Origin of the sequence: Arthrobacter sp. zg-Y1143 (assembly GCF_030125565.1) — a bacterium.
Taxonomy (GTDB): Bacteria; Actinomycetota; Actinomycetes; order Actinomycetales; family Micrococcaceae; genus Arthrobacter_B.
Genome location: NZ_JASKLW010000005.1, coordinates 235,821 through 259,962 on the forward strand (window position 1 = coordinate 235,821; position 24,142 = coordinate 259,962).

General features: G+C 66.3%; 27 protein-coding genes, 7 tRNA genes and 1 riboswitch. Of the genes, 19 read left to right on the forward strand and 15 right to left on the reverse strand.

Annotated elements, in window-relative coordinates:
• Positions 1 to 28 precede the first annotated feature (28 nt).
• A complete protein-coding gene (locus QNN98_RS07605) occupies positions 29 to 1,291 on the forward strand; it encodes an alpha/beta hydrolase family protein (RefSeq protein WP_227911022.1) in 1,263 nt (420 codons plus the stop codon).
• Positions 1,292 to 1,360: 69 nt separating this feature from the next.
• Here QNN98_RS07605 and QNN98_RS07610 read toward each other — a convergent pair whose 3' ends face one another.
• Together QNN98_RS07610 and QNN98_RS07615 are read right to left on the reverse strand one after the other, a co-directional pair.
• Positions 1,361 to 1,891 carry a GNAT family N-acetyltransferase gene (locus tag QNN98_RS07610; RefSeq protein ID WP_283996695.1) on the reverse strand — a complete coding sequence of 177 codons (531 nt, stop codon included), beginning with the start codon at positions 1,889 to 1,891 and terminating at the stop codon, positions 1,361 to 1,363.
• Between the two features lie 112 nt (positions 1,892 to 2,003).
• Complete coding sequence (locus tag QNN98_RS07615; RefSeq protein WP_227926486.1) at positions 2,004 to 2,558, reverse strand: ArsR/SmtB family transcription factor; 555 nt, start codon at positions 2,556 to 2,558, stop codon at positions 2,004 to 2,006.
• Between the two features lie 59 nt (positions 2,559 to 2,617).
• Between QNN98_RS07615 and QNN98_RS07620 the strand changes: the two genes are divergently transcribed.
• Positions 2,618 to 4,012, forward strand: a complete 1,395-nt coding sequence (locus QNN98_RS07620) for an MFS transporter (RefSeq protein WP_283996696.1) — start codon at positions 2,618 to 2,620, stop codon at positions 4,010 to 4,012.
• A 77-nt stretch (positions 4,013 to 4,089) separates the two neighbouring features.
• The gene (locus QNN98_RS07625; RefSeq protein ID WP_283996697.1) at positions 4,090 to 4,818 is read left to right on the forward strand and encodes a class I SAM-dependent methyltransferase; all 729 of its coding nucleotides are present in this window, start codon (positions 4,090 to 4,092) and stop codon (positions 4,816 to 4,818) included.
• 30 nt (positions 4,819 to 4,848) lie between these two features.
• Here QNN98_RS07625 and ybaK read toward each other — a convergent pair whose 3' ends face one another.
• The 4 genes from ybaK to QNN98_RS07645 form a co-directional block, all read right to left on the reverse strand.
• On the reverse strand, positions 4,849 to 5,358 hold the full coding sequence (ybaK, locus tag QNN98_RS07630; RefSeq protein WP_227911033.1) for a Cys-tRNA(Pro) deacylase: 510 nt from the start codon (positions 5,356 to 5,358) through the stop codon (positions 4,849 to 4,851).
• A gap of 47 nt (positions 5,359 to 5,405) precedes the next feature.
• Positions 5,406 to 5,870, reverse strand: coding sequence for a SufE family protein (locus QNN98_RS07635; RefSeq protein WP_227911034.1), 465 nt, complete (start codon positions 5,868 to 5,870; stop codon positions 5,406 to 5,408).
• A 28-nt stretch (positions 5,871 to 5,898) separates the two neighbouring features.
• Entirely contained in the window at positions 5,899 to 6,801 is a 903-nt protein-coding gene (locus QNN98_RS07640) for a sulfurtransferase (RefSeq protein ID WP_227926483.1), read from the reverse strand.
• Positions 6,802 to 6,885: 84 nt separating this feature from the next.
• Positions 6,886 to 7,350, reverse strand: a complete 465-nt coding sequence (locus tag QNN98_RS07645) for a hypothetical protein (protein WP_283996698.1) — start codon at positions 7,348 to 7,350, stop codon at positions 6,886 to 6,888.
• On the opposite strand from QNN98_RS07645, the gene QNN98_RS16515 reads away from it, so the two are divergent.
• Together QNN98_RS16515 and QNN98_RS07650 are read left to right on the forward strand one after the other, a co-directional pair.
• Complete coding sequence (locus tag QNN98_RS16515) at positions 7,349 to 7,564, forward strand: PLD nuclease N-terminal domain-containing protein (RefSeq protein ID WP_502864639.1); 216 nt, start codon at positions 7,349 to 7,351, stop codon at positions 7,562 to 7,564. The genes QNN98_RS07645 and QNN98_RS16515 overlap by 2 nt on opposite strands.
• Positions 7,565 to 7,622: 58 nt before the next feature.
• Positions 7,623 to 8,264, forward strand: coding sequence for a hypothetical protein (locus QNN98_RS07650; RefSeq protein ID WP_227911038.1), 642 nt, complete (start codon positions 7,623 to 7,625; stop codon positions 8,262 to 8,264).
• Positions 8,265 to 8,271: 7 nt separating this feature from the next.
• Here QNN98_RS07650 and QNN98_RS07655 read toward each other — a convergent pair whose 3' ends face one another.
• On the reverse strand, positions 8,272 to 9,171 hold the full coding sequence (locus QNN98_RS07655; RefSeq protein ID WP_502864640.1) for a DMT family transporter: 900 nt from the start codon (positions 9,169 to 9,171) through the stop codon (positions 8,272 to 8,274).
• Between the two features lie 174 nt (positions 9,172 to 9,345).
• Between QNN98_RS07655 and QNN98_RS07660 the strand changes: the two genes are divergently transcribed.
• Positions 9,346 to 10,242, forward strand: coding sequence for a LysR family transcriptional regulator (locus tag QNN98_RS07660; RefSeq protein WP_283996700.1), 897 nt, complete (start codon positions 9,346 to 9,348; stop codon positions 10,240 to 10,242).
• On the opposite strand, the gene QNN98_RS07665 is transcribed toward QNN98_RS07660, so the two are convergent.
• Positions 10,235 to 11,335, reverse strand: a complete 1,101-nt coding sequence (locus QNN98_RS07665) for a prenyltransferase/squalene oxidase repeat-containing protein (RefSeq protein ID WP_283996701.1) — start codon at positions 11,333 to 11,335, stop codon at positions 10,235 to 10,237. The two genes, QNN98_RS07660 and QNN98_RS07665, sit on opposite strands and share 8 nt — an antisense overlap.
• Positions 11,336 to 11,632: 297 nt before the next feature.
• Here QNN98_RS07665 and zapE point away from each other — a divergent pair, with 297 nt between their 5' ends.
• Complete coding sequence (zapE, locus tag QNN98_RS07670; RefSeq protein ID WP_227926601.1) at positions 11,633 to 12,670, forward strand: cell division protein ZapE; 1,038 nt, start codon at positions 11,633 to 11,635, stop codon at positions 12,668 to 12,670.
• 80 nt (positions 12,671 to 12,750) lie between these two features.
• Here zapE and QNN98_RS07675 read toward each other — a convergent pair whose 3' ends face one another.
• The 7 genes from QNN98_RS07675 to QNN98_RS07705 all read right to left on the reverse strand — a co-directional run bounded on the left by QNN98_RS07675 (position 12,751) and on the right by QNN98_RS07705 (position 14,035).
• Entirely contained in the window at positions 12,751 to 13,008 is a 258-nt protein-coding gene (locus QNN98_RS07675) for an antitoxin (RefSeq protein ID WP_227911046.1), read from the reverse strand.
• Between the two features lie 382 nt (positions 13,009 to 13,390).
• A tRNA-Gly gene (locus QNN98_RS07680) sits at positions 13,391 to 13,464 on the reverse strand.
• Between the two features lie 25 nt (positions 13,465 to 13,489).
• Positions 13,490 to 13,561 (reverse strand) — tRNA-Val (locus tag QNN98_RS07685).
• A 54-nt stretch (positions 13,562 to 13,615) separates the two neighbouring features.
• Positions 13,616 to 13,689 (reverse strand) — tRNA-Gly (locus QNN98_RS07690).
• A gap of 27 nt (positions 13,690 to 13,716) precedes the next feature.
• Positions 13,717 to 13,788: transfer RNA gene (locus tag QNN98_RS07695), tRNA-Val, on the reverse strand.
• A 29-nt stretch (positions 13,789 to 13,817) separates the two neighbouring features.
• Positions 13,818 to 13,891 (reverse strand) — tRNA-Cys (locus QNN98_RS07700).
• Between the two features lie 70 nt (positions 13,892 to 13,961).
• Positions 13,962 to 14,035: transfer RNA gene (locus tag QNN98_RS07705), tRNA-Gly, on the reverse strand.
• A gap of 256 nt (positions 14,036 to 14,291) precedes the next feature.
• Here QNN98_RS07705 and QNN98_RS07710 point away from each other — a divergent pair.
• The 12 genes from QNN98_RS07710 to ribA all read left to right on the forward strand — a co-directional run bounded on the left by QNN98_RS07710 (position 14,292) and on the right by ribA (position 24,136).
• Positions 14,292 to 14,366 (forward strand) — tRNA-Val (locus QNN98_RS07710).
• A gap of 139 nt (positions 14,367 to 14,505) precedes the next feature.
• Positions 14,506 to 15,171 (forward strand): MBL fold metallo-hydrolase, encoded by a 666-nt coding sequence (locus QNN98_RS07715; protein WP_283996702.1) that lies wholly within the window; start codon positions 14,506 to 14,508, stop codon positions 15,169 to 15,171.
• A gap of 88 nt (positions 15,172 to 15,259) precedes the next feature.
• Positions 15,260 to 16,174, forward strand: a complete 915-nt coding sequence (locus tag QNN98_RS07720) for a PD-(D/E)XK nuclease family protein (protein WP_283996703.1) — start codon at positions 15,260 to 15,262, stop codon at positions 16,172 to 16,174.
• 44 nt (positions 16,175 to 16,218) lie between these two features.
• The gene (def, locus tag QNN98_RS07725) at positions 16,219 to 16,833 is read left to right on the forward strand and encodes a peptide deformylase (protein WP_227926476.1); all 615 of its coding nucleotides are present in this window, start codon (positions 16,219 to 16,221) and stop codon (positions 16,831 to 16,833) included.
• 5 nt (positions 16,834 to 16,838) lie between these two features.
• On the forward strand, positions 16,839 to 17,774 hold the full coding sequence (fmt, locus tag QNN98_RS07730; protein WP_283996704.1) for a methionyl-tRNA formyltransferase: 936 nt from the start codon (positions 16,839 to 16,841) through the stop codon (positions 17,772 to 17,774).
• The gene (locus tag QNN98_RS07735; protein ID WP_227911056.1) at positions 17,771 to 19,258 is read left to right on the forward strand and encodes an RsmB/NOP family class I SAM-dependent RNA methyltransferase; all 1,488 of its coding nucleotides are present in this window, start codon (positions 17,771 to 17,773) and stop codon (positions 19,256 to 19,258) included. Before fmt ends, QNN98_RS07735 begins: the two co-directional genes overlap by 4 nt.
• A gap of 44 nt (positions 19,259 to 19,302) precedes the next feature.
• Positions 19,303 to 19,971 carry a ribulose-phosphate 3-epimerase gene (rpe, locus tag QNN98_RS07740; RefSeq protein WP_227911057.1) on the forward strand — a complete coding sequence of 223 codons (669 nt, stop codon included), beginning with the start codon at positions 19,303 to 19,305 and terminating at the stop codon, positions 19,969 to 19,971.
• Between the two features lie 10 nt (positions 19,972 to 19,981).
• Positions 19,982 to 20,127: riboswitch (FMN riboswitch) on the forward strand.
• A gap of 198 nt (positions 20,128 to 20,325) precedes the next feature.
• A complete protein-coding gene (gene pnuC / locus QNN98_RS07745; RefSeq protein ID WP_227911059.1) occupies positions 20,326 to 21,009 on the forward strand; it encodes a nicotinamide riboside transporter PnuC in 684 nt (227 codons plus the stop codon).
• A gap of 2 nt (positions 21,010 to 21,011) precedes the next feature.
• The gene (ribD, locus tag QNN98_RS07750; RefSeq protein WP_283996705.1) at positions 21,012 to 22,121 is read left to right on the forward strand and encodes a bifunctional diaminohydroxyphosphoribosylaminopyrimidine deaminase/5-amino-6-(5-phosphoribosylamino)uracil reductase RibD; all 1,110 of its coding nucleotides are present in this window, start codon (positions 21,012 to 21,014) and stop codon (positions 22,119 to 22,121) included.
• On the forward strand, positions 22,122 to 22,841 hold the full coding sequence (locus tag QNN98_RS07755; RefSeq protein WP_283996706.1) for a riboflavin synthase: 720 nt from the start codon (positions 22,122 to 22,124) through the stop codon (positions 22,839 to 22,841).
• Entirely contained in the window at positions 22,842 to 23,486 is a 645-nt protein-coding gene (ribB, locus tag QNN98_RS07760; RefSeq protein WP_227911068.1) for a 3,4-dihydroxy-2-butanone-4-phosphate synthase, read from the forward strand.
• Positions 23,483 to 24,136, forward strand: coding sequence for a GTP cyclohydrolase II (gene ribA / locus QNN98_RS07765; RefSeq protein WP_283996707.1), 654 nt, complete (start codon positions 23,483 to 23,485; stop codon positions 24,134 to 24,136). The genes ribB and ribA overlap by 4 nt, the downstream gene beginning before the upstream one ends.
• Positions 24,137 to 24,142: the final 6 nt, after the last annotated feature.

The window sequence follows — 24,142 nt, forward strand, 5'->3', positions numbered from 1 at the left end:
GGGCGTCAGCGTCGGTAAGAATAGTCTTATGGCTATCTCCGTTCCTACTGAAGTTCCTGCCGGTTCTGCTGCGGTACGCTCCGTGGTTCCCTGGGTCCGCTGGACCGCTTTCGGGGCCGGAATAGGTGCGGTGGCATCAACTGCGGTGGTGGCGGCGGCGTCGGGCCTGGGCGTTTACTTCGCCCGCCAGGTGGTGACCCCGGCACGCACCCGCGACTCGAACCTGGAGATCCTGGCCGTGACCGAGAGCGAGCACGGACGCCAGGTCATCCTCCCGGCCAACGCGGATACCACCGTGGACGGGACATACAGCCTGTACTTCGACAACGGCGAAGGGCACGCCCGGATCGGTGCCATCCGCTCCTACGTGCCGCGTGAGGGCACCGTGCAGCGCGACGTCGAAGAGGTCTACAGTGGTGACCTCACCAAGGCCCGGCGCGGCTGGTGGAGCGGTTCCATTTATCCCTCGCCGGCCGCCGTCGGGATGCCCGAAGAAGAAGTGCAGATCCCGCTGGAGAACGGGACCGCTCCGGCCTGGTTGGTGCGCACCCCCGGGGCGGAGACCTGGGCTGTCATGGTCCACGGCCGGGGCGCGCGGCGCACCGAGTGCCTGCGAGCTGTGCGCACCGCGCGTGAAGCCGGGCTGAGCAGCCTGCTGATCTCCTACCGCAACGACGGCGAGGCCCCTTACGCAGCGGATGGCCGCTACGGTCTGGGGCACACCGAATGGCACGACGTCGAGGCCGCCATCCGGTACGCGCTGGAGAACGGTGCCAAGGATGTCGTCCTGTTCGGCTGGTCCATGGGCGGGGCGATCAGCCTGCAGGCTGCAGACCGATCACCGCTGAGCCGCTACATCCGCGCCATGGTGCTGGACGGGCCGGTGATCAACTGGGTGGATGTGCTGGCGCACCACGCCAGGGTGAACCGGATTCCGGCGCAGGCTGGGCGGCTGGGACAGTGGCTGATCTCCAACGCCGCCGGCCGGGCGCTGACCGGACTGGCCGCTCCGCTGGACCTCAAGAGCATGGACTGGGTCACCCGCGCAGAGGAAATCCGGATCCCGACCCTGATCCTGCACAGCAAGGATGACGACTTCGTGCCCTACGGTCCGTCAGCCGAATTGGCGGAGAAGAACCCGGAAGTCATCACTTTCGAGCCCTTCACCCAGGCCGGACACACCAAGGAATACAACGTGGATCCCGAACGCTGGGAGCGTGTGGTGCTGGGCTGGCTGAACAGCGCCCTGGGCCGCACCCGGCACCCCGCGGAGCACCGTACGGGGGAATAGCCGGGGAAGTAGCGGGGGATCAGGGACCGGGCTCCGAGCCCCGGCGGCCCGGGCCCCGGGGCAGCCGGCTTAGTGCGTTGTTCCCGCCAGCGGTGCGCGGTAGCGCACCTCAGCTAGCGGCGATCCGTTGAGGACTTCGGTTCTGACGGCGCCGTCCGGGACCAGCCCCATCCGTTCATAGAAGCGCCGGCCGCGGACGTTTGTCTCCAGCACCCACACGCTGACCTCCGTGTGCTGGCTGCCGCGCAGCTGATCCAGTGCTGCCTCCCAGAGACGGCGCCCTAATCCGGTGCCCACGTGGTGTGCGCGCAGATACAGGGAGGTGACCTCTCCGGTTTGCGGGCCGGCGTCGTGGTCGCGGCTGGTGCCTGCGTGGGAAAACCCGACCATTTCCGGGCCGATCACGGCCACGTGCGGCTGCGGGACGGTTCCTTCCCGGACCAGCCGTGTCCAGCCTTCGGCCCTGCGGCCGGCATCCATCGCGTCCAGCACGGTGTCCGGCATCAAACCGCGGTACGCCCACTGCCATGCAGCGACATGCACTGCACCGAGGGCCGGCATGTCGGTTTCGGTGGCGCGGCGTATCTCAGCGGTAGGCATCCGTGTATTCAACAATGGAAAAGACCATTAGCGCCAGTGCGGTCCGTCAGGCGGCGTCCGGCGCGGCCTCGCGCGGAGGAAAGCGCGACGACGGCGCTGCCGGCCACCACGGTTACTCCTCTGCGGCGGGAGCCCTGTTCTCGGGATGCACGGCCAGGAAGATGGAATACCTGGTGCTGTCCGCTTCCTCTTCGGCTTCGGCTTCCTCCGCCTTGAGCTCCTCCAGGATGCCCATTACCCGGTCCACGAACCGGTCATGCCCCGCCTTGGTGAGGCGGACCCCCAGCCGGGAAATCATGACCTCCGCCGACGCCGGGACCTGCCCCATTTCATCGACGAAGGCACCGACTACTGCGCCGCGAACATCGAGATCATGCCCGTCCAACTCCAGTTTCCAGGACTTTTCCGTGGCCAGATAGGGAACTTCATAGGCTCCGCTGGGCCCGGACCGGCCCTCTTGCGCCTCGAGGAAACCCGCGGAGACGAGCTTGCGGACGTGGTAGAGCACCGTGGCGGGATTGGCCCCCAGCCGGGTGGCGATTTCCTTGTTGGTCAGCTGCTCCTTGAGGCACAGCCGGAGGATCCGGAACCGTATTGCGGAGGCGAGGGCCTTGGCTTCTTCCTCGCTGGCCGGCCGCCGCGGGGCCTGGCGGCTCTCTTTCGTCATGCGGGCAGAATATCAGAGGGCTATTGACAAAACTCAATCGATTGCACAAAGTCAATCGCATGACGACGGAGAAGAGTGCCGCGACGGAGAAGAGTGCCGCGACGGAGAAGAGTGCCGCGACGGACAAGAGTGCCGCGACGGACAAGAGTGCGGTGACGGACAAGAGTGCGGTGACGGAGAAGAGCGCAGCAGAGGTCACGGAGAGTAGCCCCGCAGGCAAGGGCGGCCGGGGGATCCTGCGGGAGCACGACTTCCGCAACCTCTTCTACTCCACGGCGCTGAGCAGATTCGGGCAGGAGATCTCCGGCCTGGCACTTCCGCTGGTAGCCGTCCTGTCATTGGACGCCAGCGAACTGGAGGCAGGCGTGCTTGCTGCCGTGAGCACCGTGGCTTTCCTGCTGGTCGGACTGCCCGCCGGGGTTTGGGTGGACCGGCTGCGCTACCGGCACGTCCTGGTCTCTTCCGACGTCATCCGTTCTGTGGTCCTGCTGACCATTCCGCTGGCCTGGTGGCTGGGGGCGCTGTCCATCTGGCAGCTCTACGCCGTGGCCCTGGTGACCGGAATCTTCAGCGTGTTCTTCGACGTGGCGTACCAGAGCTACCTTCCGCAGCTGATTGGCCGCAGCAGGCTGGTGGAAGGCAATGCCAGCTTGGAGACCGTGCGATCCGTCGCCCAGCTGGGCGGCCCCGCTGCGGCCGGGCAGCTCATCGCATGGCTTACCGCCCCCTTCGCCGTGGCCTTGGATGCCCTGGCCATGGGGCTGTCAGCGCTCTTCGTTTTCCGGATCCGGAAGCCGCAGGCCCGGCCGGTGCGGGATCCCGGTTCCAAGCTCGGTGCCGACATCGCGGAGGGCCTTCGTTTTGTCCTGGGCAACCCGCTGCTGCGCGCCGTCGCCGGATCCAGCGGCCTGTTCAACTTGGCCTTTTCCGCCTACATGGCGATGCTGATCTTTTTCCTGCCCCGCGATTTGGGGCTGGGCTCGGGGCAAATGGGAATCGTGTTCTCGCTGCTGGGCGTGGGCGGCCTGCTGGGTGCGCTGGCCGCGAAGCGGGTGACCGCATGGCTCGGCGAAGGCCGCTCCATCTGGATGTCGGTAGCGGCAACGGCGCCTTTCGCGCTGCTGTGGCCCGCAGCCAGCCAAGGCTGGACGGTCTGGCTCGGAGCAGCGGGCCTAGGGGTCGCAAGCTGCGGCACCGTTGTCTACAACATTGCACAGGTCAGTTTCCGCCAGCGGCTGACTCCCGACCGGCTGCTCGGCCGGATGAATGCCACCATGCGGTTCCTGGTGTGGGGAACCCAGCCTGTAGGAGCGGTTCTGGGCGGGGTTTTGGGCCAGGTCTACGGAGCGCGGCCGGCCCTTTGGATTGCCGGGGTCCTCGCGTGCCTCGCGTTCCTGCCGCTGGTCCTGTCACCGCTGCGCGCAATGCGGGACCTGCCGGACGGTGATCAATAGCCGGGCACCCGGCGTCGGGCCTGTATCTTCGGTGGAAAAGCAGCACCAATGGGGGAACCAATGCCGAAGAGTAACCAATGCTGAATCATGACCGGGCCGGAATGCCTGCCGACTTTTTCCGGGCTTGGAACCAGGGCCTGCATCCGGACCTGTACGAAATCGAGAACCGTGCCCTGGACCGGGAGGAGTATGTATGGGCGGCCCTGTCCCGTCTCGCGCCTTGGGCGGGCCGCATCATCCTTGACCTGGGCTGCGGCACCGGGTTCTGGCTGCCCCGGTATGCGGAACAGGCGGCCTCGGTGATCGGCGTCGAACCCGATCCGGAGCTGCTGGCAGCGGCACGGGCACGGGCCGGCGGCGCCTCAGTGCTGCATGGTTCGGCGGAGCACATCCCGCTTCCGGACAGTTCGGTGGACGTAGTCCATGCCCGGTTTGCGTACTTTTTTCCGTCGCCTCAGCATGACTGCTCGGCTGGGCTGGCGGAGGTCCTGCGGGTGCTGCGGCCCGGCGGGTCCCTGGTGGTCATCGACAATGACCAGGACGACGGCGAGTTCGCGGACCTGCTCGAGGCGGCCAACGCGGCAGCCGGCCAGGGCGAGGGCGACTACATCGCGTCCTGGTGGGCGGAACACGGTGCATCAACCACGCGGGTGATGAGCAGCTGGACCTTCGACCGCCCGGAAGAGCTGGCCGACGTCGTGCGGATGGAGTTCCCGAACGGTACCGCCGACGCGTGGCTGGAAGCCGATCCGCAGCGGTCCCGGCTCAGTTACGGCTACGCCCTGCACCATCTGCGGAAGGGCTAGGCACCGGCCGCAGCCCGAGACAGGCGGCCCTCAGGCCGGGGCGGCCGCGATGGGGGCCGAGACGGCGTGCGTGAGCCGGATCAGGTCAAAGGGGGAAAGGCCGATCTGCAGGCCGCGCCGGCCGCCGGACACATACACGGTGTCCAGCAGCTCGACGCGCGAGTCGATGCCGGCGGGGGAGGCGTGCTTCTGGCCCAGAGGGGAAATGCCGCCCACCACGTAGCCGGTGCGCTTCTCCGCCTCGTGGCGGTCCGCCATCACGGCTTTGCGGGCACCCATCAGCGCGGCGAATTTCTTCAGGTCCAGGTTCAGCGCCACCGGCACCATGGCCACGGCCAGGTGTCCGCCCAGATCCACCATCAGGGTTTTGTACACGGATTCCGGCGGCAGCTGCAGCTTCTCCGCCGCTTCCAGCCCATAGGAGGGCGCACCGGCGTCGTGCTCGTAATGACGCACGGTGTACGGAACCTTGCCGTGGTCCAGCAGACGCGTGGCCGGGGTCGCGCTCCGGCCCGCGTTCTTGTCCCGGTTGCCCGCCATGGTGCTGCCCTCCTGCTGTGCCGGTGAAACTGCTGTGCCGGTGAAACCTACGCCTGGTTCAGCTTTTCGTGTTCAGCGAGCCGGCGCTTGATACGTCCCAGCATGGCGGACATCCCGCGCATGCGCAGCGGGGTGATGGCCCGGGTGAGCCCCAGCCGGTCCGGAACATCGGCCGGCACGGCCAGGATCTGCGCTGCCGGCAGTCCGTTCAGGCCTTCGTACAGGACACTGGCGAACCCGCGGGTAGTGGGTGCTTCCGGCGGCGCCTTGAAGAACAGGGACACCAGGTGTTCGGGGGAGTCGTCCACATCCAGGCTGAGGAACACCGGCGACTGGCATTCCACTACCTGCTCCATCAGTTCGGGCCGGTCGGCGATTTCCGCGGGCAGCTCGGGCAGGCTGCGGGAGAATTCCAGCAGCAGTTCCAGCCGCTCGGCTTCCTCCATTGCCTGGAAGTCGTCGACGATTTCGGCCAAGGAGTCCGGGATGGCGGTTTCGGGTGTTGCGGTCATGGGGAAATCTCTCTTTATGCGGTGGAAATCAGCGGGGTGCGTTGCCGGGTTCTTCACCGCGGGCAATCGGCACGCGCACGGCGTTGCCCCACTCGGTCCAGGATCCGTCATAGTTGCGTACGGACTCGAAACCGAGCAGGTGCTTCAGGACAAACCAGGTGTGGCTGGAACGTTCGCCTATGCGGCAGTAGGCCACGACGTCGTCGCCCTCCTGCAGGCCCGCCCCGTCCTTGTAGAGGGCCTCGAGCTCGTCGCGGCTGCGGAACGTGCCGTCTTCGGCGGCGGCCTTGCCCCACGGCACGGACTTCGCGGTGGGAATGTGCCCGCCCTTCATGGCGCCCTCATCCATGTAGTCGGGCATGTGCGTGCGTTCGCCGGTGTATTCGGCGGGGGAGCGCACGTCGATCAGCGGTCCCTTGCCCAGGTGGCCGACGACGTCGGGCAGGAACGCGCGGATCTGTTCGTCGCGGCGCTCCACCACGGGGTAGTCGGTGGGCTGCACGGAAACCTTGTCCGTGGTCATGGGGCGGCCTTCGGCAACCCACTTGTCCCGGCCGCCGTCGAGCAGGCGGACATCCTCGTGGCCGAACAGGGTAAAGACCCATAGGGCGTAGGCGGCCCACCAGTTGCTCTTGTCGCCGTAGAGGACCACGGTGGAGTCGCGGGTGATGCCCTTGCGGGACATGAGCTGCGCGAAGGCCTCGCCGTCCACGAAGTCCCGGGTGTCGGCGTCGTTGAGGTCGGTGTGCCAGTCGATCTTGCGGGCGCCGGGGATATGGCCCGTTTCGTAGAGGAGGATGTCCTCGTTGGATTCCAGGACCACCAGGTTATCCGGCTTGTCCAGGTGTTCCGCCAACCAGTCCGTCGACACCAACCGCTCCGGGTGGGCGTAGGCGGCGAACTTGGGGTTGCTGTCAGCGGCGATCGACATACGCAAAACTTCTTTCCTAGGCTTTTGAATATTGGCTCCTTCTAAGCCTAACGACGCCGGGAGGCGAAAACTTCCAATGCCCGTCTAACCCGGGGACGTCCCGGTCGGGAGGCGCAGTGCCGGACGGCCGGTGGGGACGCGCAGCGCCAGCACTGCAACGGCAGCGCCGACGACGGCGAACACGGCCTCCAGCGGCTGGAACTCGACGTAGGCGGTTTCCCAGGCTTCCAATCCGATCAGGCTGAGGCCGGCCGCCACTCCCAGCGGCCGGGCTGACCGGTGGCGGCGCAGCTGGAGGATCCCGGTGGCCAGGTATCCGCCGCCGCACCCGGCGGCCAGGAGCAGGCCGGGCAGCCGCCAGTCCGTAAACGGGGTCCGCCGCAGCACATGCGGATCCGCGTGGAGGAACGCGCCGTCGGGCCGGACGGCCAGCAGGATTCCGCCGCCGAGGGCAGCAGCGGCTGTGCCGAACTCCAGGCCTATCAGGGTCCGTTCAGCGCGGATGCGCGGGTTGTCCGCATTTGGGCTCGCGGTGCGCCGACGGGTCATGTGTCGAGTATTGGCTGCGTTTCGGCCGGCGTCCAGATCCCACCTCACCGCCGGGGCACGGGCAGTGTGGGTGCTCGCGGTGCTTGCCTTCCCGTTCGCCGGCCCGAGCCTATGGTTCCCGATCGGTCGCCGCGCCAATACCCTAGGCCGTGAGCCGAGCCCCAACCGGCCAAGCAGTAGCACTGTGCGCAGCTCCAGGCACGGAGGCAGCTAGAAGCAGGCGGTGAGTAGTATGCACTGCAAGGTGAACTGCTGCGACCGCGGAGGCTGCGATGACACATGGTTCGGTCCGTACCGGCAGGAAGCCCGGCGAAGCGCCGTTACGGATCCTGTGCGGCAGCCTGACGCTGGGGCTGAGCCTGATATGCGTGTATGCAAGCTTCAGCCGGGCGATCCAGGGGACCGGCGGCGAAGCCGTCACTTCCTGGATCTTCTTTGCGTGGGGCTGCGCCACGGCCATCGGTGGGGCATGGGTCATAAGAGGCCGGTCGAAAGGTCAACCGATCGTTTTCGCGCGGGACCGCAAGCGACTCATACTTGTTGCTTCACTGGCCATTTCAGTTGCAGGCATGCTGATAGTACTCGCCGTCCAGTTCTCGACGACTGGTGATGAAGAATGGCCTTTCCTGCTGCAGACGATGTTCGCAGTCCTCTTTGCTTCCGTGTTGTTTCTGCTCTTTGAGCGAGAGGACTCCAAGGAGCAGACTGCGCCGAAGCCGTTGACGGCGGCGGGACGGCGGAAAGCCAGACGTTTGCTGATCGTGATGGTTCTGGTCGGAGTATTGACGTTGACTGTCGGCCTCGCCGCAGGCGTCCAGACCGATAGCTGGTGGGAAGAAGGGCTCAGTCGGTTAGGTACTGCACTTTTGGCAGCAGCTGCAGTGCTCGGGTACCGGCTAAAGACGAACCGTTGAAGTGCGATCACGGCGTCCCGACGGCGTCGAGTTTCGCTGGAGACGTCGCTGCGCGGTGGCGTGTCTCGGACCTCAGCCCCAGGTACGTGCCGGTGATGATGAGTGCGGCACCGGCGATGCCCGGCAGCGGAAGGGCTTCCCGGCCTATGGTAATTCCGATGAGGACGGCCCAGATAGGTTCGGTGCCCATCAGGAGGCTGGCCCGCGACGCCGAGGTCTGCTGGATGGCCCAGGCCTGGACGAGGAATGCGAACACGCTGCATGCCAGCCCCAGGTAGAGCACACCCATCCATTCACCGGCGTCGAAGCTGCGCACTGCCTCGAGCACACCTTGGTGGTCGGCTGCGCTATATACGACGGCGCAGACCGCACTTTGCATCAGGGTCAGATTCAGTGCGCTGTGACCGCGTCCCCGGGTGAGGCCGGAGACGGCGGTGACGTGGATTGACCGCACGACGGCGGCGGCCAGCACAAGCAGGTCTCCCAGCGTCGGAGCAGCGAATCCGTCACCGGAGACAAGGAGGCATACACCTACCACTGCCACCACCCCCGCCACGAAGACCATGCGCGGCAGCGGCACGCGGAAGGCGAGGCTCTCCGTGACGGGGGTAAACACAATCACGAGACTGATGATCAGCCCGGCATTCGTGGCACTGGTACCGGAGATTCCCTGGGTTTCCAGGAGAAGTACCGCGGCCTGTGTCAGGCCCAGGACCACGCCGACGAGCGTCTCGCGGCGACCGGGCCGACGGCGGTTCCCGACCAGCCAGATGAGTGCCAGGGCCAGCGTGGTGATCAGGAAGCGCAGGGAAAGGATGACGGTGACGCCGACTGTCTCGGTGAGGGTTTTGGCTGCAAGATAACTGCTGCCCCACACGACAGCGACCATCAGGAGTAGGAGATCCACCCTGCGCGCAGAAAGTAGCGAAAACAACAGGCGTCGCGGTTCAGTCCGGATTCGCCGGGCGGGCTGGATTCGCCGGGCGGGACGCGGGGAGGGGAAGGTCACCTGACCAGTCTTATGGCAATGGAAAGATAAGACGAGAGGGCATTTGATGAACTGATGGTTTAGGTTTTCCTTATGGATCTGCATCAGTTACAGCTGCTTCGGGAATTGGGTGAGCGAGGCAGCCTTGCCGCAGTTGCCCGCGCGCTCCATGTCTCCGCATCCGCCGTGTCGCAGCAATTGGCGGCGCTGCAGCGCCGGGCAGAGGTTCCCCTGACGGAGCGGCGGGGACGGAACCTTGTCCTGACCGGCGCCGGCCAGGCCCTGGCCCGGGCCGCCGTTGATGTCAGCGTCGCCATGCGTTCTGCCGAGCAGGCCGTCAGCCATTACCTCCAGGACCCCCGCGCGACGGTGAACCTGTGCGCCTTCAACAGCGCCGGCCTGACCTACTTCGGGCCCCTGCTTCAGGCGCTGTCCGGTGAGGATAGCCCGCGGCTAATCTGCCATGACCGGGATGTGGGCCAGGAAGACTTTCCCGCCCTGGCCGCCGATTACGACGTGGTCATTGCCCACCGCCTTGAGCACAGCCCGCCATGGCCCGAATCCATCACCGTCCTGCCGCTGGTTCGGGAGCCCCTCGACGTCGCAATGTCAGAGACACACCCTCTCGCCATTGAGCCAAGCGTCAGCGTCGCCGACCTCATCACTGAAGAATGGGTGTCAGTCCAGGACGGCTTTCCGCTGACGTCTGCCCTGCAGGCACTTGCTGTTCACGCCGGGCAACCCCTTAATGTCACGCACCGGATCAACGAGTTTTTCATTGCGGCAGCGATTGTCTCCGCCGGTTCTGCCGTCTCGCTGATGCCGCGCCACACCGCAGCCCCGCCGCCAGGCAGCGGGATTGTCCTCAAACCGATCCACGACCTGCCGCTGGCACGGCGCGTGGATATCCTCTGCCGGCCTGAAGCACTCCAGCGGGTGGCAGTCCTGCAGGTCGTTGACGCCCTTCGACGGATTCCGTTCTCTAACTAGCTGCGTCGTACCAGCGCAGAACCCGCAAGGCTCTCAGGGTGTTCCACCGGCTTGGCGTGCCATCCGGTCCTTCGAAACGAAAGTGGACTGCGCCGGGGTGGGTATTCTCCAACAGCCACCGTCCATCCGGCTGGCGTTTCGCACGGATATGGTCGATCGCTTCAGCCAGCCGCGGATCGGCTGGTCCGCCGCGCAGGGCGAAGTAGCTCGCCGCCTTGAGCAGGTCATAGTGCCCGCGAGGAGGATAGGAGAACTGAAGCCATCGCGGGTCCACCACCTCGCCGGTGCGCAAGGACCGGAACAGGGAGCGTTGAAGCAGGTACTCCTCGCCGTCATGGCGTGCCCGGTGGACCTCGTCGGATCCACCGGTGTGCCGCTCCCACCGCAGTAAAGCGTCCACCACATCAAGGGTGCTGGAAAAGGATCCTGGTGCCGGACGTGTCTCGGCCCAGCAGTTCCAGCCGCCGTCGGGCATCTGGTCCGCAAGGAGCCGCTGCACCACCGGCTCGACGTCGACGCCCAAGTAGATGCCGATCAGGATAGTGCCGGCATTGATGCAGCAGTCGACTTCCCCGGCGAAGAACGGCAATCCGTCGTATTCCCACCTGCAGTTGTCGGCGACCAGCTGCGCTGTCTCCTGCATCACCGCGCTGTCCGGTGGTACGCCCAGATGGCACAGGTCCAGCAGCACCGGGTAGGTAGCGGTCCACGGTTGCTCCGGCTCTCCGCCCGGTTGCACGCCCGGTTGTGCGCCCGGCGTCGGTTCTGCAAAGGCGGCAGGGAACGGCGGCGGTGGTTCCCCGCCGGCCAGGGCCCGCGCCGTACTCTCGGCGAACGCCGCGGTATCCGGGAAGCAGGCCCCGTCCGCCCACCGTCCGTCAGGGGCACGCCTTGCGAGCAGCCCGGCGCCCCACCCTTCGTGCTCCACCCGCGCCCGTTCAGCGTCCACCTCATCCTGGGAGGCGTCGAGAAGGTCGCGTAACACCTGCCACCGGATGGCCGGATCGCCTTGCAATAACCACTCCACGACCGGATCATCCGTTCGCGGCGTCCGTGAGAGATCGGCTTCGTACTTCTTTGGGGAAGATTCCACGGCGGAATCGTATTCGAAGGCGATCACGCAATAAAGAGCCCAAGGCATCGGACTTCGCGGATACCCCTGAATGTCCTCACCACTGACGCTCGTGGCTGTGCGCGGCGTTTACGCGAACGTGAGAAGAAGGGCGTCGGGCTGCCCTCGTGGTTAGGGATCGGGGTGCACCAGGGCTTGCAAATCTCATTCACGGGCGCGTTGGCGTATCGTTTGCAGGGCGGCGAAATGCCGCCACCCAAAGAGCATCAGAACCGGCAGACCTTGCCGGCCGGGCACGAAACGGACGGACAGCACGCAGTGGCACAACTGGAGCACCTGACAGAACGGACTCCCCAGGTATCCGTAAACGAACTGCTGCAGGGATTCTTCCCCTCACCGCGGTTCGGCAGCGTGTCCTTTGATTCCTACCGCCCCGATCCGTCGCAGCCATCACAGGCAAAAGCCGTGGACGCTATGCGCTCCTTTGCCGCCGACGTCGACACCCCCGAGCCCAGCGGTTTCCGGAAATTCTTCGGCGGCAAAAAGCCCGAGACCAAGGCCGGGTTCTACCTCGACGGCGGATTCGGCGTCGGCAAGACCCACCTCCTCGCCTCGCTGTGGCATGCGGTGGAGGGCCCCAAGGCCTTCGGCACGTTCGTGGAATACACCAACCTGGTAGGCGCACTGTCCTTCCGCAAAACCGTGGACGCCCTGAGCACTTACAAGCTGGTCTGCATTGACGAGTTCGAGCTCGATGATCCGGGAGACACCGTGCTCATGTCCCGGCTGATGCGGGAACTGGCCGACGCCGGCGTCAAGCTCGCAGCCACGTCCAACACCCTGCCGGGCTCGCTGGGGGAGGGACGCTTTGCCGCCGTCGACTTCCAACGCGAAATCCAGGTCCTGGCCGACCAGTTCGATGTAGTCCGCATCGACGGCGAGGACTACCGCCACCGCGGCCTGCCCGAGTCCCCGGCGCCGCTGGACGACGCCGAGCTGGAGCAGCGGATGGAGTCCGAGTTCAGCGGCAAGACCGTGGCAGCCGATGACTTCTCCGAACTGATCGCGCACCTGTCCAGCGTCCACCCCAGCCGCTACCGGCAGCTGATCGACGGTGTCGACGCCGTCGTCTGGCGGAACGTACAGACCATCACCGAGCAGTCGGTGGCGCTGCGCTTCGTGGTCCTCGCGGACCGGTTGTATGACAAGGACGTGCCGATCCTGGCCAGCGGCGTGCCATTTGACCAGCTGTTCACGAAGGAAATGATGGCCGGCGGGTACATGAAGAAGTATTTCCGTGCCGTCTCCCGCCTGACCGCACTGGCCCGGGAAGGCCAGACCGGCGAGGATTCCTAGCAAGATTCCCAGCAATTAAACGCGGAAGCGCCGGTGCCGCCTCGCGGCGGGACCGGCGCTTCTTGTCGTGCTCGTAAGACTTACTGGACCGGAGGGGTTTGTCCGGGACCGTTGCCGGTTCCCGGCTCCTTGCCGCGGTTGGTCTTATCAACCGCTTCGGAAACCTTGCTCTGGAGGCCATCAATCTTGCTGGAGTACTTGTGGCCCGTCTTCTGGTCCACGAAGTTGCCGGCCTGATCGATTCCGCCCTTGATCTTGTCGGCGTTCTCGCCCACAAATCCGGCGGCCTTACCCTTCAGCTCTCCGGCCCTGCCCTTGAGCTCGTCAAATACAGACACGGATCACCTCCTTTCACAGGGGAAACCCGCTCGTTTCCCGTTCCCCTCCATGGTAGGCCGTGGCGCTGGAGCGGCCAAGGGTTTCTTTTGTGGGCGCAATTTTTCATCCCCGGCGCCTAGGCTGGGGGTGAACTCGCGGCGGGGGAGTCGGCAGGGTCGACAGGCCGGCTCAGACGGTATGCCTTGTGTACAGCTGATGCGGGCAAATGCTGCTTCAGGGGGCGTCTGCTGTACGGGAGATGAGGCCGGCACCGCATCTGCTGTACACAAGGCACAGCAGTGCGGACACAGCGCAGGGATGGGCACCCCTCGGAAGCGCTTAAACGAAAGAAGGAACAGGCGAAAACCTGTTCCTTCTTTTCCGGCCTGAAAACCGGGGGAGAGCGGACGACGGGATTCGAACCCGCGACATCCACCTTGGCAAGGTGGTGCTCTAGCCAGCTGAGCTACGTCCGCAAATGTAGACAGTCGAAACTGTCCGTGCGCGATACTGGGATCGAACCAGTGACCTCTTCCGTGTCAGGGAAGCGCGCTACCGCTGCGCCAATCGCGCCCGGCTGCCCGGCCCGTTCAGGATTACTCCTGGAAAACCAAAGGCAGCAGGGAGAGCGGACGACGGGATTCGAACCCGCGACATCCACCTTGGCAAGGTGGTGCTCTAGCCAGCTGAGCTACGTCCGCAAGAAAGCACTGAAAACAGTACTGTCGTGCGCGATACTGGGATCGAACCAGTGACCTCTTCCGTGTCAGGGAAGCGCGCTACCGCTGCGCCAATCGCGCCCATAAATGGGTTTTGCTGCAATCCACTGTGGAGGTGGGGACGGGATTCGAACCCGCGTATACGGCTTTGCAGGCCGCTGCCTCGCCTCTCGGCCACCCCACCGTAACCGCCGCGTGAAGCTTTGGCTGTCCGCCTCCGGGAGAACCAGGAGCGGCTTGTACAGTGACTTGCGAGCGGACGACGGGATTCGAACCCGCGACATCCACCTTGGCAAGGTGGTGCTCTAGCCAGCTGAGCTACGTCCGCATTGAAGAAGTTAGGGGTTATTTGCCTCGGAACGCTTGCGCTTTCCGCGGCGAACCCCCGCTTTCCAACGAAGAAAAACTCTATAGGACGTTTGCGGGTTCGTCCAATCGGCACTGGTTGCGGTGCGGTTCCTGAGACGGTTTGGACTCCCGCCGGATCTGGGCTAGGCTCTTTACTCGTTGGAGTGCTTACGGGCGCACCGGCAGGCAACAGCAACAAGAAATAGACAAGAAGTAGAAAAAGAACAGCAATAGCTGGGCGATTGGCGCAGTGGTAGCGCGCTTCGTTCACACCGAAGAGGTCACTGGTTCGAACCCAGTATCGCCCACCAGCACAGGCCGTCACTTTCCTTACGGGAAGGTGGCGGCCTTTTTGTGTCTGGGCGCTTCCATATCCCGTCCGGCAGGCGCATGCTGTGCAGTCGGAACAGAAACCTGGACCACTGGACACCACCGGGACGAAGGGGCGCGATGCCGCAGCCGGAGACCAGCCAGCTGGAAAATCTCCTGAAGGGGCTGCTGGCCACGCCAACTGCCCGCCTGCCCTATCAAGACAATGTGCTGCTGCGTTCCTATGTCCTCCAACGGCCCGCGGGCAACGTGATCATCTACAACTCGCCCGGGATCGGCTGCGCGCATCAAGCCATTGAGGAGCTGGGCGGTGCAGTCCGGCTGCTGATCAATCACGCCCATGAAGCCATGTACGGCGCTCCGGGGCTGGATGTGCCGGTATATGTGCACTCCCGAGACCGGGCCGAGGTGGCTGCCGCCATGGAGGTAGCCGGCGTGTTCGAGGACCGGCAAATGATCGACGGTGACCTGGAAGTGATTCCGACACCGGGCCACACAGCCGGCACCGCCAGCTATTTATGGGACAGCGGCGACGGTCGGTTCCTCTTCACCGGAGATTTCCTCTGGATTGAGCACGGCGAATGGAAGGCCGTGGTCCTGGACCCTTCGCTGCGGCAGGCCTACCTCGACAGCCTGGCACTGGTCCGTGAGCTCGATTTCGATGTCCTTGTACCGTGGGGAACCACCGACGACGGCCCTCCGTTCGCACTGGCCGGCACCAGGGCGGAGATCCGCAGCCGGGTGGACGCAGTGATCAACCGCGTTCGGGCCGGGGGCACACGGTAGAGGCCAGCTGCATGAGGCGGTCCGGACACAAGGTCCGTCCCGGCAGACCTGCGCCCGGAGTGTCACCGCCGGGTGGCAGACTGGAAACATGACTGAACCAGCATTGGCACACGCTACCGAATACGGACGGATGTACTCGCGGTCGCTCTCGGAGCCGCCCACGGTGCCCTCTATTACTACGGTGATCGCCCAGGGATCCACCTCCCTGGACGGCTGGCACAGTTACATGGCGGCCTCCGCCGTCGTCAAGGATCCCAAGCTCAGTGCCGCCCTGGGGAACCCTTCCGCGCTGCGCGGCGTGGTCAAGGACGCTTCCTCCGCCTCTGAGCGCTACCGCGACGCCGCGGCCGAGCGGGGCACACGCGTGCACTTCTACGCCGAGCAGGTTGCCCTTCGGGCCTTGGACCGCCCGCATGAGTTGGAACGTGCCAGAGAAGACCTGGCCTCGCGCGGCGAGCACCAGTTCGCGGACCGGTTCGACGAGTGGTGGAAACTCTACGAAGTCCAGCCCATCGCTCCCGAGATTACCGTCTGGAACGCCGAGGTTGGTTACGCCGGAACCCTGGACCTGGTGGCGCGGATCGGCGGACGGCTGTGCCTGATCGACTACAAAACCAAAAAGACGGACCGGGACGGCCAGGTGAAGCCGCTGGATGACAAGGTGGTGATGCAGCTGGTGGCCGGCATGAAGGCGCAGGAATCCCTGGTCGACGCAGGCGCCGGCACCTGGGAGCCCTGGGCTTACGGACAGGAACCGCTGCTGCTCGGCGTCGCCGTGGGGCAGACCGAGGTGCGGCCCATGCGCGCCAACCCCGCGGTACTGCCGCAGCACTGGTTCAAGTTCTGCGCCCTGCGGCGGGTCTGGCAGACCAGCATGGATGCCATCGGGGTGGGCCGGGCGCTGCTTCCCGTGCCGCCGCCGCCGGTTGGTGCGCACGCTGCTCCGGCACCGGAGGCCCCCATCCAGCCCTCGGCCGTCCCGGCGGGCGGCGGAGCCAACTAGACTGGATTCGATCCCAAGCAGCAACAGTAAGGAACGAACACCCGATGGCCATCCTCACTATCCGCACCCTCGGCGACCCGGTCCTTCGGACCCGGGCCGAAGACGTCACCGATTTTGGCCCGGAACTGGCCAAGCTGGTAGCGGACATGGAGGAAACCATGGAGGACGTCGACGGCGCCGGCCTGGCCGCGCCGCAGGTGGGCGTCAGCCTGCGGGTCTTCACCTACCGTGTGGACGGCCAGTCGGGCCACGTGGTCAATCCCGTCCTGGAACTGAGCGAAGACCGGCAGGAAGAGCAGCTGGAGGGCTGCCTGTCCATTCCCGGCCTCGGCTACCGGGCACCGCGCTTCCGCTGGGCGCGCGTCACCGGAGTCGACCTGCACGGCAACCCGATCAGCATCGAGGGCGAAGGGTTGCTTGCCCGCTGCTTCCAGCACGAAACCGACCATCTGAACGGCTCCCTGTACATTGACCGGCTCGAGGGCGAGGACCGCAAGGAAGCACTGCGTGCCATCCGCCAGCGTGAATACGACGCCGTGGCCGCACGCACCGTCAGCGAGCGTGCGCAGAGCGTCGGGTCCTCCTTCGGCGGGGGTTCGGTTGGTGCTGGCTCCTTTGGCGGCGGGTCCTTCGGGTCCGGCGCCAAGGCAGGGGCCTAGTCCGCGTGGCGCTTCGAGTTCTTTTCGCCGGCACCCCGTCGGTGGCCGTGCCGTCCCTGGATGCCCTCGTGGAGGCCGGGTTCGACGTCGTTGGCGTCCTGACCCGGCCCGACGCACCGCTGGGCCGCAAGAAGGTCCTGACCCCGTCGCCGGTGGCCGCCCGTGCCCAGGAGCTGGGCCTGCCGGTGATCCGCGCATCCAAGGTGGACGATGAAGCCATTGCCGCCATCGCCGCCCTGGAGCCCGACGTCGCAGCCATTGTTGCTTACGGCGCCCTGGTTCCGGCCCGGGCCCTGACCGTGCCGCGGCACGGCTGGATCAACCTGCACTTTTCCCTGCTGCCGGCCTGGCGCGGAGCCGCTCCCGTGCAGCACGCCGTGATTGCCGGAGACGATGTCACCGGTGCCTCCACCTTCCTGCTGGAAACCGGTCTGGACACCGGCCCGGTGTACGGCACCATGACCGAAACCGTCCGGCCGGAGGACACCAGCGGAGACCTGCTGGAACGGCTCTCGCACTCCGGTGCGGTGCTCCTGGCCCAGACCCTCAGGGCCGTGGACGCCGGTGCCGCCGTCGCCGTCCCGCAGCAGGGTGACATCACCCTGGCTCCCAAGCTGACCATCGACGATGCCCGCGTGGACTGGCAGCAGCCCGCCCTGGCTATCCGCCGAAGGATCAACGGCGTCACCCCCGAACCTGGCGCCTGGACCGGCTGGGACGGCGCCCGATTCAAGATCGGCGCCGCAGCCCTGCGCCCCGACGTCACCGACCTGCTCCCCGGCCAGGTCCGATTCAGCGGCGGCGGCAGCGCTGCCGCCCTGGTGGGCACCGGATCGCACGCCCTGGAACTGCTGCGGGTACAGCCTGCGGGCAAGAAAATGATGCCGGGGGCCGACTGGGCCCGCGGCCTCGCCAACCGTGAGGACGTGGTCTTCGAATGACCTCCCAGAATTCCCGTAACGAAAAGGGCCACGAACGCCGCCGCGCCGCCGTGAAGACCCGCACCGCCGCAGCACCCGGCCAGCGCACCCGTGCTGCCGATCCCGCCCGGCTGGTGGCCTTCGAGGTGCTCCGCGCGGTTTCCGGTGAGGACGCCTATGCCAACCTGGTGCTGCCCAAGAGCATCCGCAAGCACCGCCTGGACAAACGCGACGCCGGGTTCGCCACTGAGCTGGCCTACGGCGCGCTGCGCGGCCAGGGCACCTACGACGCCATCCTGGCCAAGTGCGTGGACCGGCCGCTGGAACGCCTGGATCCCGCAGTGCTTGATGCCCTGCGGATCGGCGTCCACCAGCTGCTCGCGATGCGGGTGCCTGCCCATGCTGCCCTGGACCAGACCGTGGGCCTGGCCCGCGCCGTCATCGGCGCCGGACCTTCCGCCCTGATCAATGCCGTGCTGCGCAAGGTTTCGGCCCGCAGCATGGAGGACTGGGTCCAGCTGCTCACCGAAGGTGAACCGGACGCCGTGAAGCGCTCCGCCATTGAACACAGCCACCCGGAATGGATTGTCCGCGCCCTGCGCCAGTCCCTGGTGGCGCACGGGCGCAGCGTGGACGAAATCACTGACCTGCTGCGTGCCGACAACGACGCGCCCGTGGTGAACCTGGTGGCCCTGCCCGGCCTCGGAGATCTGGACGAAGCGCGCAAAGCCGGCGCCGTAGACGGGGAACTCGTAAAGGATTCCGCACTCTTCTCCGCCGGCGACGTCGGGCGCCTGGACTCTGTGCGCGCCGGCACCACGCGGGTGCAGGACGCCGGCTCCCAGCTGGTGGCCCGGGCCCTGGCCGAACTGAAACTCGACGGTTCCTCCATCGATGAGGACGGCGTGGAGAAGTGGCTGGACATGTGTGCCGGCCCCGGCGGCAAAGCCGCGCTGCTCGCGGCCCTGGCCCACGAACAGGGCGCCGTCCTGCTGGCCAACGAACCGGCCCCGCACCGTGCCCAGCTGGTTCGGCAAGCCCTGGAAGCCGTACCGGGGGAGACCTGGAACGTACGCACCGGGGACGGCCGCACCATTGCCGAGGACTACCCCGAAACCTTTGACCGGATCCTGGTAGACGCTCCCTGCACCGGCCTGGGCGCCCTGCGCCGCCGGCCCGAGTCGCGCTGGCGCCGCCAGCCCGGCGACGTCGGCGAACTGGGCATCCTGCAGCGCGAACTGCTGACCACCGCCGTCGACGCCGTGAAGCCCGGCGGTGTGGTGGCCTACGTGACCTGCTCCCCGCACCCGGCCGAAACCACCGCCGTCGTCTCCGACGTGATGCGCAAGCGCAACGACCTCGAACTGCTCGACGCCGGTGCCGCCCTGGATGCGGTCAGCCTGCCCGGTGCGCTGGAGGCCGGACATGAGTCCACCGCCCAGCTGTGGCCGCACATCCACGCGACCGACGCCATGTTCCTGGCGCTCATCCGCCGCAAGATCTAGTCAGCCGCCGCAAGATCCAACCAGTCCTAGCCAGGGAGACACACGTGAGCAAGTGCTGCATCAACCCGAGCATCCTCTCGGCCGATTTCGTCAATCTTGAAGCCGAGCTGGAGCGGATCAGCGCTGCCGACGCCGTCCACGTGGATGTGATGGACAACCACTTCGTACCGAACCTGACCATCGGTCTGCCCGTGGTGGAGCGGATCCAGCAGGTGTCCAAGCTGCCGCTGGATGCTCACCTGATGATTTCCGACGTCGACCGCTGGGCACCGCTGTATGCGGAGGCGGGCCTGGCCTCGGTCACGTTCCATGTGGAGGCCTCGACGGCGCCCATCAAGCTGGCACGCGACCTGCGGGACCGCGGTGCCAAGGCCGGGATGGCGCTGCGCCCGGCCACCCCGGTGGAACCGTACCTGGACATGCTGCCCGAACTGGACATGCTGCTGATCATGACGGTGGAGCCGGGCTTCGGCGGGCAGAAGTTCTTGGACGTCACCCTGCCCAAGATCCGCCGTGCCGCTGACGCGGTGCGCGGGTCCGGCCTGCCGCTGGCCATCCAGGTGGACGGGGGAATCTCTGCGGAAACCATCGAGCGGGCCGCCGAGGCCGGTGCGAATGTCTTTGTGGCCGGGTCCGCCGTCTACGGATCAGGTGATCCTAATGACGCTATCCGTAAACTGCGCGCTTCGGCCGAAGCAGCTGTGCAAGAATAGTTCCTAACAAAACGTGCTCCGGGGTCGGTGTAATTCCGAACCGGCGGTTATAGTCCGCGACCCGCACTGCTGAACCGAGTTTCTCGGGGAAGCGGTTCGGTTGAATCGGTGAAATTCCGATACCGACAGTTAAAGTCTGGATGGGAGAAGCACGTGCAGTTTGTTGTTCCGCCGGCTTTGCCGACCCTGAAAAGGGGACCCGTTTCGGGATCCCCGCGCAAGGGTCCGTTCCGGGCCCCGCTGAGCGGGTCCGGCGCGGATTTTGGCCACATTCGGGTTGTCCTGCCGGCGACGCACCCACTGCCGTACGCCTGTCGTACCCCCCGGAGCAGCAGCTTAGGGATAAAGGACGACATGGATTTTCTGCGGTGGCTCTTTGACGCACAGATACCGGTGGGCTCAAGCTCGCTGCTGGTGCGAGAACTTCTCGGCAACATTTTCGGACTGCTCAGCGCCCTCGGCGGCATGCGGCGCAAGGTCTGGGCCTGGCCCGTGGGCATCGTAGGCAACCTGCTCCTGCTGACAGTGTTCCTGGGCTCCATCTTCGGCGACGCCGACACCGCCACGCTGCTGGGCCAGGCCGGCCGGCAGATCATGTTCGTTGCTGTGTCGATCTATGGCTGGCGGCGCTGGCAGCAGAGCAAAACCAACGGCGACGCCGCCGTGACCCCGCAGTGGGCCTCCGGCCGGGAGCGGATCGGGCTGGTGGTCATCATGTTGCTCGGCACCGTGGCCCTCACTCCGGTCTTCGCCCGCCTGGGCTCCTACGAACCGGTCTGGGCCGATGCCTGGACCTTCGTCGGCTCACTGCTGGCCACTTACGGCATGGCGAAGGGCTGGGTGGAGTTCTGGCTGATCTGGGTGGCTGTGGACATTGTGGGTGTGCCGTTGCTCTTCAGCGCCGGTTACTACGCCACCGCCTTTATGTACCTCTTCTACGGCGGCTTTACCCTGGCCGGCTTCTTTGTATGGTGGAAGGCTAAAAAGAACGAAAAGCCCCAGGTGGAAGTCCTCATGCCTGATCCCCGGACACGCTGACCATGCGCCCCGAAGACTTCACTGCGGGCGAAGTTGCCGCCATGGATGAAGCTTTGGACCTGGCTGCGCGCGGCGTCCGCGGCGCCAATCCACTGGTGGGGGCCGTGATTCTCGACGCCGACGGTGCCACCCTGGCGACCGGTTACCACCGCGGGGCCGGAACTCCGCACGCCGAAGCCGATGCCCTGGCCAACGCCCGCGCAGCACGCGCAGACGTCACCGGCGCCACCATGGTGGTGACCCTGGAACCCTGCAACCACACCGGCCGCACGGGGCCCTGCTCGCAGGCAATCATCGACGCCGGCCTGCGCCGGGTGGTGTTCGCCGCACCGGATACCAGTGATGCCGCGGCTGGGGGAGCGGAGGCCCTGCGCGCGGCCGGTATCGAGGTGGCCTCCGGACTGGGTGCCGGTGCTGCCGCGGAGTTGAACGAGCGCTGGATTGCGGCTGTGGCGGAGCGCCGGCCGTTCGTCACGGTCAAGATCGCCCAAAGCCTGGACGGACGGATTGCCGCAGCGGACGGCACCAGCCAGTGGATCACCGGCCCGGAGGCCCGGCGAGACGGTCACGCACTGCGCTCCCGGGTGGACGCCGTCCTGGCCGGCACAGGCACGGTCCTGGCCGATAACCCCCGGCTGACTGCCCGCATCCCGGACGGCACCCCGAACGGCACCCCGAACGGCACCGCAAACGACACAGACGCGCAGCGGCAGCCGCTGCGCGTCGTCGTCGGCCGCCGTCCGATCCCCGAAAACGCGGCGGTCCGCGGGACCGACGGGCGGTTCCTCCAGCTGGCCCTGCACGATCCCGCGGAGGTAGCCGCGGACCTGTACGGGCGCGGGGTGCGGCACCTGCTGGTGGAAGGCGGCGCCATCCTGGCCAGCGCGTTCCTGCGTGCCGGGCTGGTGGATGAACTGGTGGTCTACACCGCACCGCTGCTGCTGGGCGCGGGCACGGATTCGCTGCAGGGTATCGGTGTGCAGACGCTCGGCCAGGCGCCGCGCTGGCGCTGGGACTCCGCTGCCGGCGGTGCCGTGGCGCACCTTGGCAGGGACCTCCGGCTCCGGCTGCAGCCTGCTACGGCCATTTCCGAAGAATCGGAGGACGCATAAATGTTTACCGGCATAGTTGCTGAACAGGGCAGCGTGGTTTCCCTGGCACAGAATCCCGACGGCGACGGCGCGGTCCTGGTGATCGCCGCACCCAAGACGGGTGCCGGGCTGGGATTGGGCGGCTCGATTGCCGTCAACGGCGTATGCCTCACGGCCACCGAAATCCGCGGCGGTGCGATCAGCGTGGACGTGATGGGCGAAACCCTGAAGCGCACCACCGTTGGCGATCTGGAACCCGGCGCGAAGGTGAACCTGGAACGCTGCGTTCCCGCCGGCGGCCGGCTGGACGGGCACGTGGTGCAGGGGCACGTGGACGGTGTGGGCCGGCTGCTCGAGCGGGAACATTTGGGCAGCTGGGACCGGCTGCGCTTCGCGGTGCCTGCCGGGCTCGCGAAGTACATCGCGGAGAAAGGTTCCATCGCCGTGGACGGGGTGTCCCTCACCGTTACTGCCGTCAGCGGCGCCGACGCGGAACAGCACTGGTTCGAGGTAGGGCTGATTCCGACCACGCTGGCCGAAACCGGATTGGGTGCCCTGTCCGTGGGCAGCAGGGTGAACCTGGAAGTGGACGTGCTGGCCAAATACGCCGAGCGGCTGCTGGCCTTCGCCAATCCCCGGCCTCCAGCGCATTCTGCCGCCGAGCCGGCATCGGGGGACGCTGCGTCCGGCGATGCTGTGTCCGGCGATGCTGTGTCCGGTGATGCTGCGAAGGAGGGCTAAGTGGGCGCCGCTGACACTGACATTGTCCTGAACCCTGTGACGGAGGCGGTGGAGGCGATCGCTGCCGGGCGCGCCGTCGTCGTGGTGGACGACGCCGACCGTGAGAACGAGGGCGATATTGTTTTTGCCGCCCAGCACGCCACCCCCGAACTGACGGGGTGGACCGTCCGGTACAGTTCCGGCGTGCTCTGCGTGCCGCTGCCCGGCAGTTATGCGGACCGGCTCGAGCTGCCGCCCATGACGGACGTCAACCAAGACGCCAAAGGCACCGCGTATACCGTCTCCTGCGATGCGGCCGAGGGCACCAGTACCGGGATCAGCGCGTCGGACCGGGCGCTGACCGCCCGCGTACTGGCCAACCCGGTTTCGGTTCCCGGCGAACTGCACCGTCCCGGACACATGTTTCCACTGCGTGCGGCCGACGGCGGGGTGCGGGAGCGGCGCGGCCACACCGAAGCCGCTGTGGAACTCGCCCGCCTGGCTGGCTGCACTCCGGTGGGCGTTATTGCCGAACTGGTGCACGACGACGGCGGAATGATGCGCCTGCCTGCGCTGCGGGACTTTGCGGATGCCCACGGTATTCCGCTGATCTCCATCGAGGACCTGGTGCAGTACCTGCACGCACGGATGGGGGAGGAATCATGAGCGAAGCAGCAGCCGAACAGCCGGTGGTACCCGGACCCGGGGTGCATCTGCCCACCGCGTTTGGGGACTTCACCGCCACCGCCTGGACCGACACACGCACCGGCGTCGAACATATGACCCTGACTGCGCCCGGGACGGAAAATTCCGGTCCGCTGGCCGAAGGTGCTCCGCTGGTGCGGCTGCACTCGGAATGCCTCACCGGCGATGTGTTCGGCTCCTACCGCTGCGACTGCGGGGAACAGTTGGAGCAGGCCATGGAGCTTATTGCCGTGCACGGGGGAACCATTGTGTACCTCCGCGGTCAGGAAGGCCGGGGGATCGGCCTGGCGAACAAGCTGCGGGCGTACGCGCTCCAGGAAGCCGGTGCTGACACAGTGGAAGCCAACGAGCAGCTCGGCCTGCCCGTGGACGCCCGCGACTACCAAGCCGCTGCCGACATCCTGCACCAGTTGGGCCTGCACCGGATCCGGCTGCTGACCAACAATCCCGCCAAGCAGGACTGGATGCGCCGTTTCGGCGTGGATGTTGAGGCCATGGTTCCATCCGAGGTACCCATCCGTGCGGAGAACGAGCGCTATCTGCAGACCAAGCGGGACCGGATGGACCACCATCTGACCTTGCTGCGCACCAAACCCGTGCAGCAGAGCTGAATCTCT

Coding starts and splice junctions, on each gene's coding strand:
- QNN98_RS07715 (WP_283996702.1), top strand. CDS start 14,506: ATGCCGCAGCCGGAGACCAGCCAGCTGGAAAATCTCCTGAAGGGGCTG.
- QNN98_RS07640 (WP_227926483.1), bottom strand. CDS start 6,801: ATGTCGATCGCCGCTGACAGCAACCCCAAGTTCGCCGCCTACGCCCAC.
- ybaK (WP_227911033.1), bottom strand. CDS start 5,358: ATGGCGGGCAACCGGGACAAGAACGCGGGCCGGAGCGCGACCCCGGCC.
- QNN98_RS07605 (WP_227911022.1), top strand. CDS start 29: ATGGCTATCTCCGTTCCTACTGAAGTTCCTGCCGGTTCTGCTGCGGTA.
- QNN98_RS07735 (WP_227911056.1), top strand. CDS start 17,771: ATGACCTCCCAGAATTCCCGTAACGAAAAGGGCCACGAACGCCGCCGC.
- QNN98_RS07660 (WP_283996700.1), top strand. CDS start 9,346: ATGGATCTGCATCAGTTACAGCTGCTTCGGGAATTGGGTGAGCGAGGC.
- QNN98_RS07645 (WP_283996698.1), bottom strand. CDS start 7,350: ATGACCCGTCGGCGCACCGCGAGCCCAAATGCGGACAACCCGCGCATC.
- QNN98_RS07650 (WP_227911038.1), top strand. CDS start 7,623: ATGACACATGGTTCGGTCCGTACCGGCAGGAAGCCCGGCGAAGCGCCG.
- QNN98_RS07720 (WP_283996703.1), top strand. CDS start 15,260: ATGACTGAACCAGCATTGGCACACGCTACCGAATACGGACGGATGTAC.
- ribA (WP_283996707.1), top strand. CDS start 23,483: ATGAGCGAAGCAGCAGCCGAACAGCCGGTGGTACCCGGACCCGGGGTG.
- QNN98_RS16515 (WP_502864639.1), top strand. CDS start 7,349: ATGTGTCGAGTATTGGCTGCGTTTCGGCCGGCGTCCAGATCCCACCTC.
- QNN98_RS07610 (WP_283996695.1), bottom strand. CDS start 1,891: ATGCCTACCGCTGAGATACGCCGCGCCACCGAAACCGACATGCCGGCC.
- QNN98_RS07615 (WP_227926486.1), bottom strand. CDS start 2,558: ATGACGAAAGAGAGCCGCCAGGCCCCGCGGCGGCCGGCCAGCGAGGAA.
- ribD (WP_283996705.1), top strand. CDS start 21,012: ATGCGCCCCGAAGACTTCACTGCGGGCGAAGTTGCCGCCATGGATGAA.
- QNN98_RS07625 (WP_283996697.1), top strand. CDS start 4,090: ATGCTGAATCATGACCGGGCCGGAATGCCTGCCGACTTTTTCCGGGCT.
- QNN98_RS07620 (WP_283996696.1), top strand. CDS start 2,618: ATGACGACGGAGAAGAGTGCCGCGACGGAGAAGAGTGCCGCGACGGAG.
- def (WP_227926476.1), top strand. CDS start 16,219: ATGGCCATCCTCACTATCCGCACCCTCGGCGACCCGGTCCTTCGGACC.
- QNN98_RS07755 (WP_283996706.1), top strand. CDS start 22,122: ATGTTTACCGGCATAGTTGCTGAACAGGGCAGCGTGGTTTCCCTGGCA.
- pnuC (WP_227911059.1), top strand. CDS start 20,326: ATGGATTTTCTGCGGTGGCTCTTTGACGCACAGATACCGGTGGGCTCA.
- QNN98_RS07635 (WP_227911034.1), bottom strand. CDS start 5,870: ATGACCGCAACACCCGAAACCGCCATCCCGGACTCCTTGGCCGAAATC.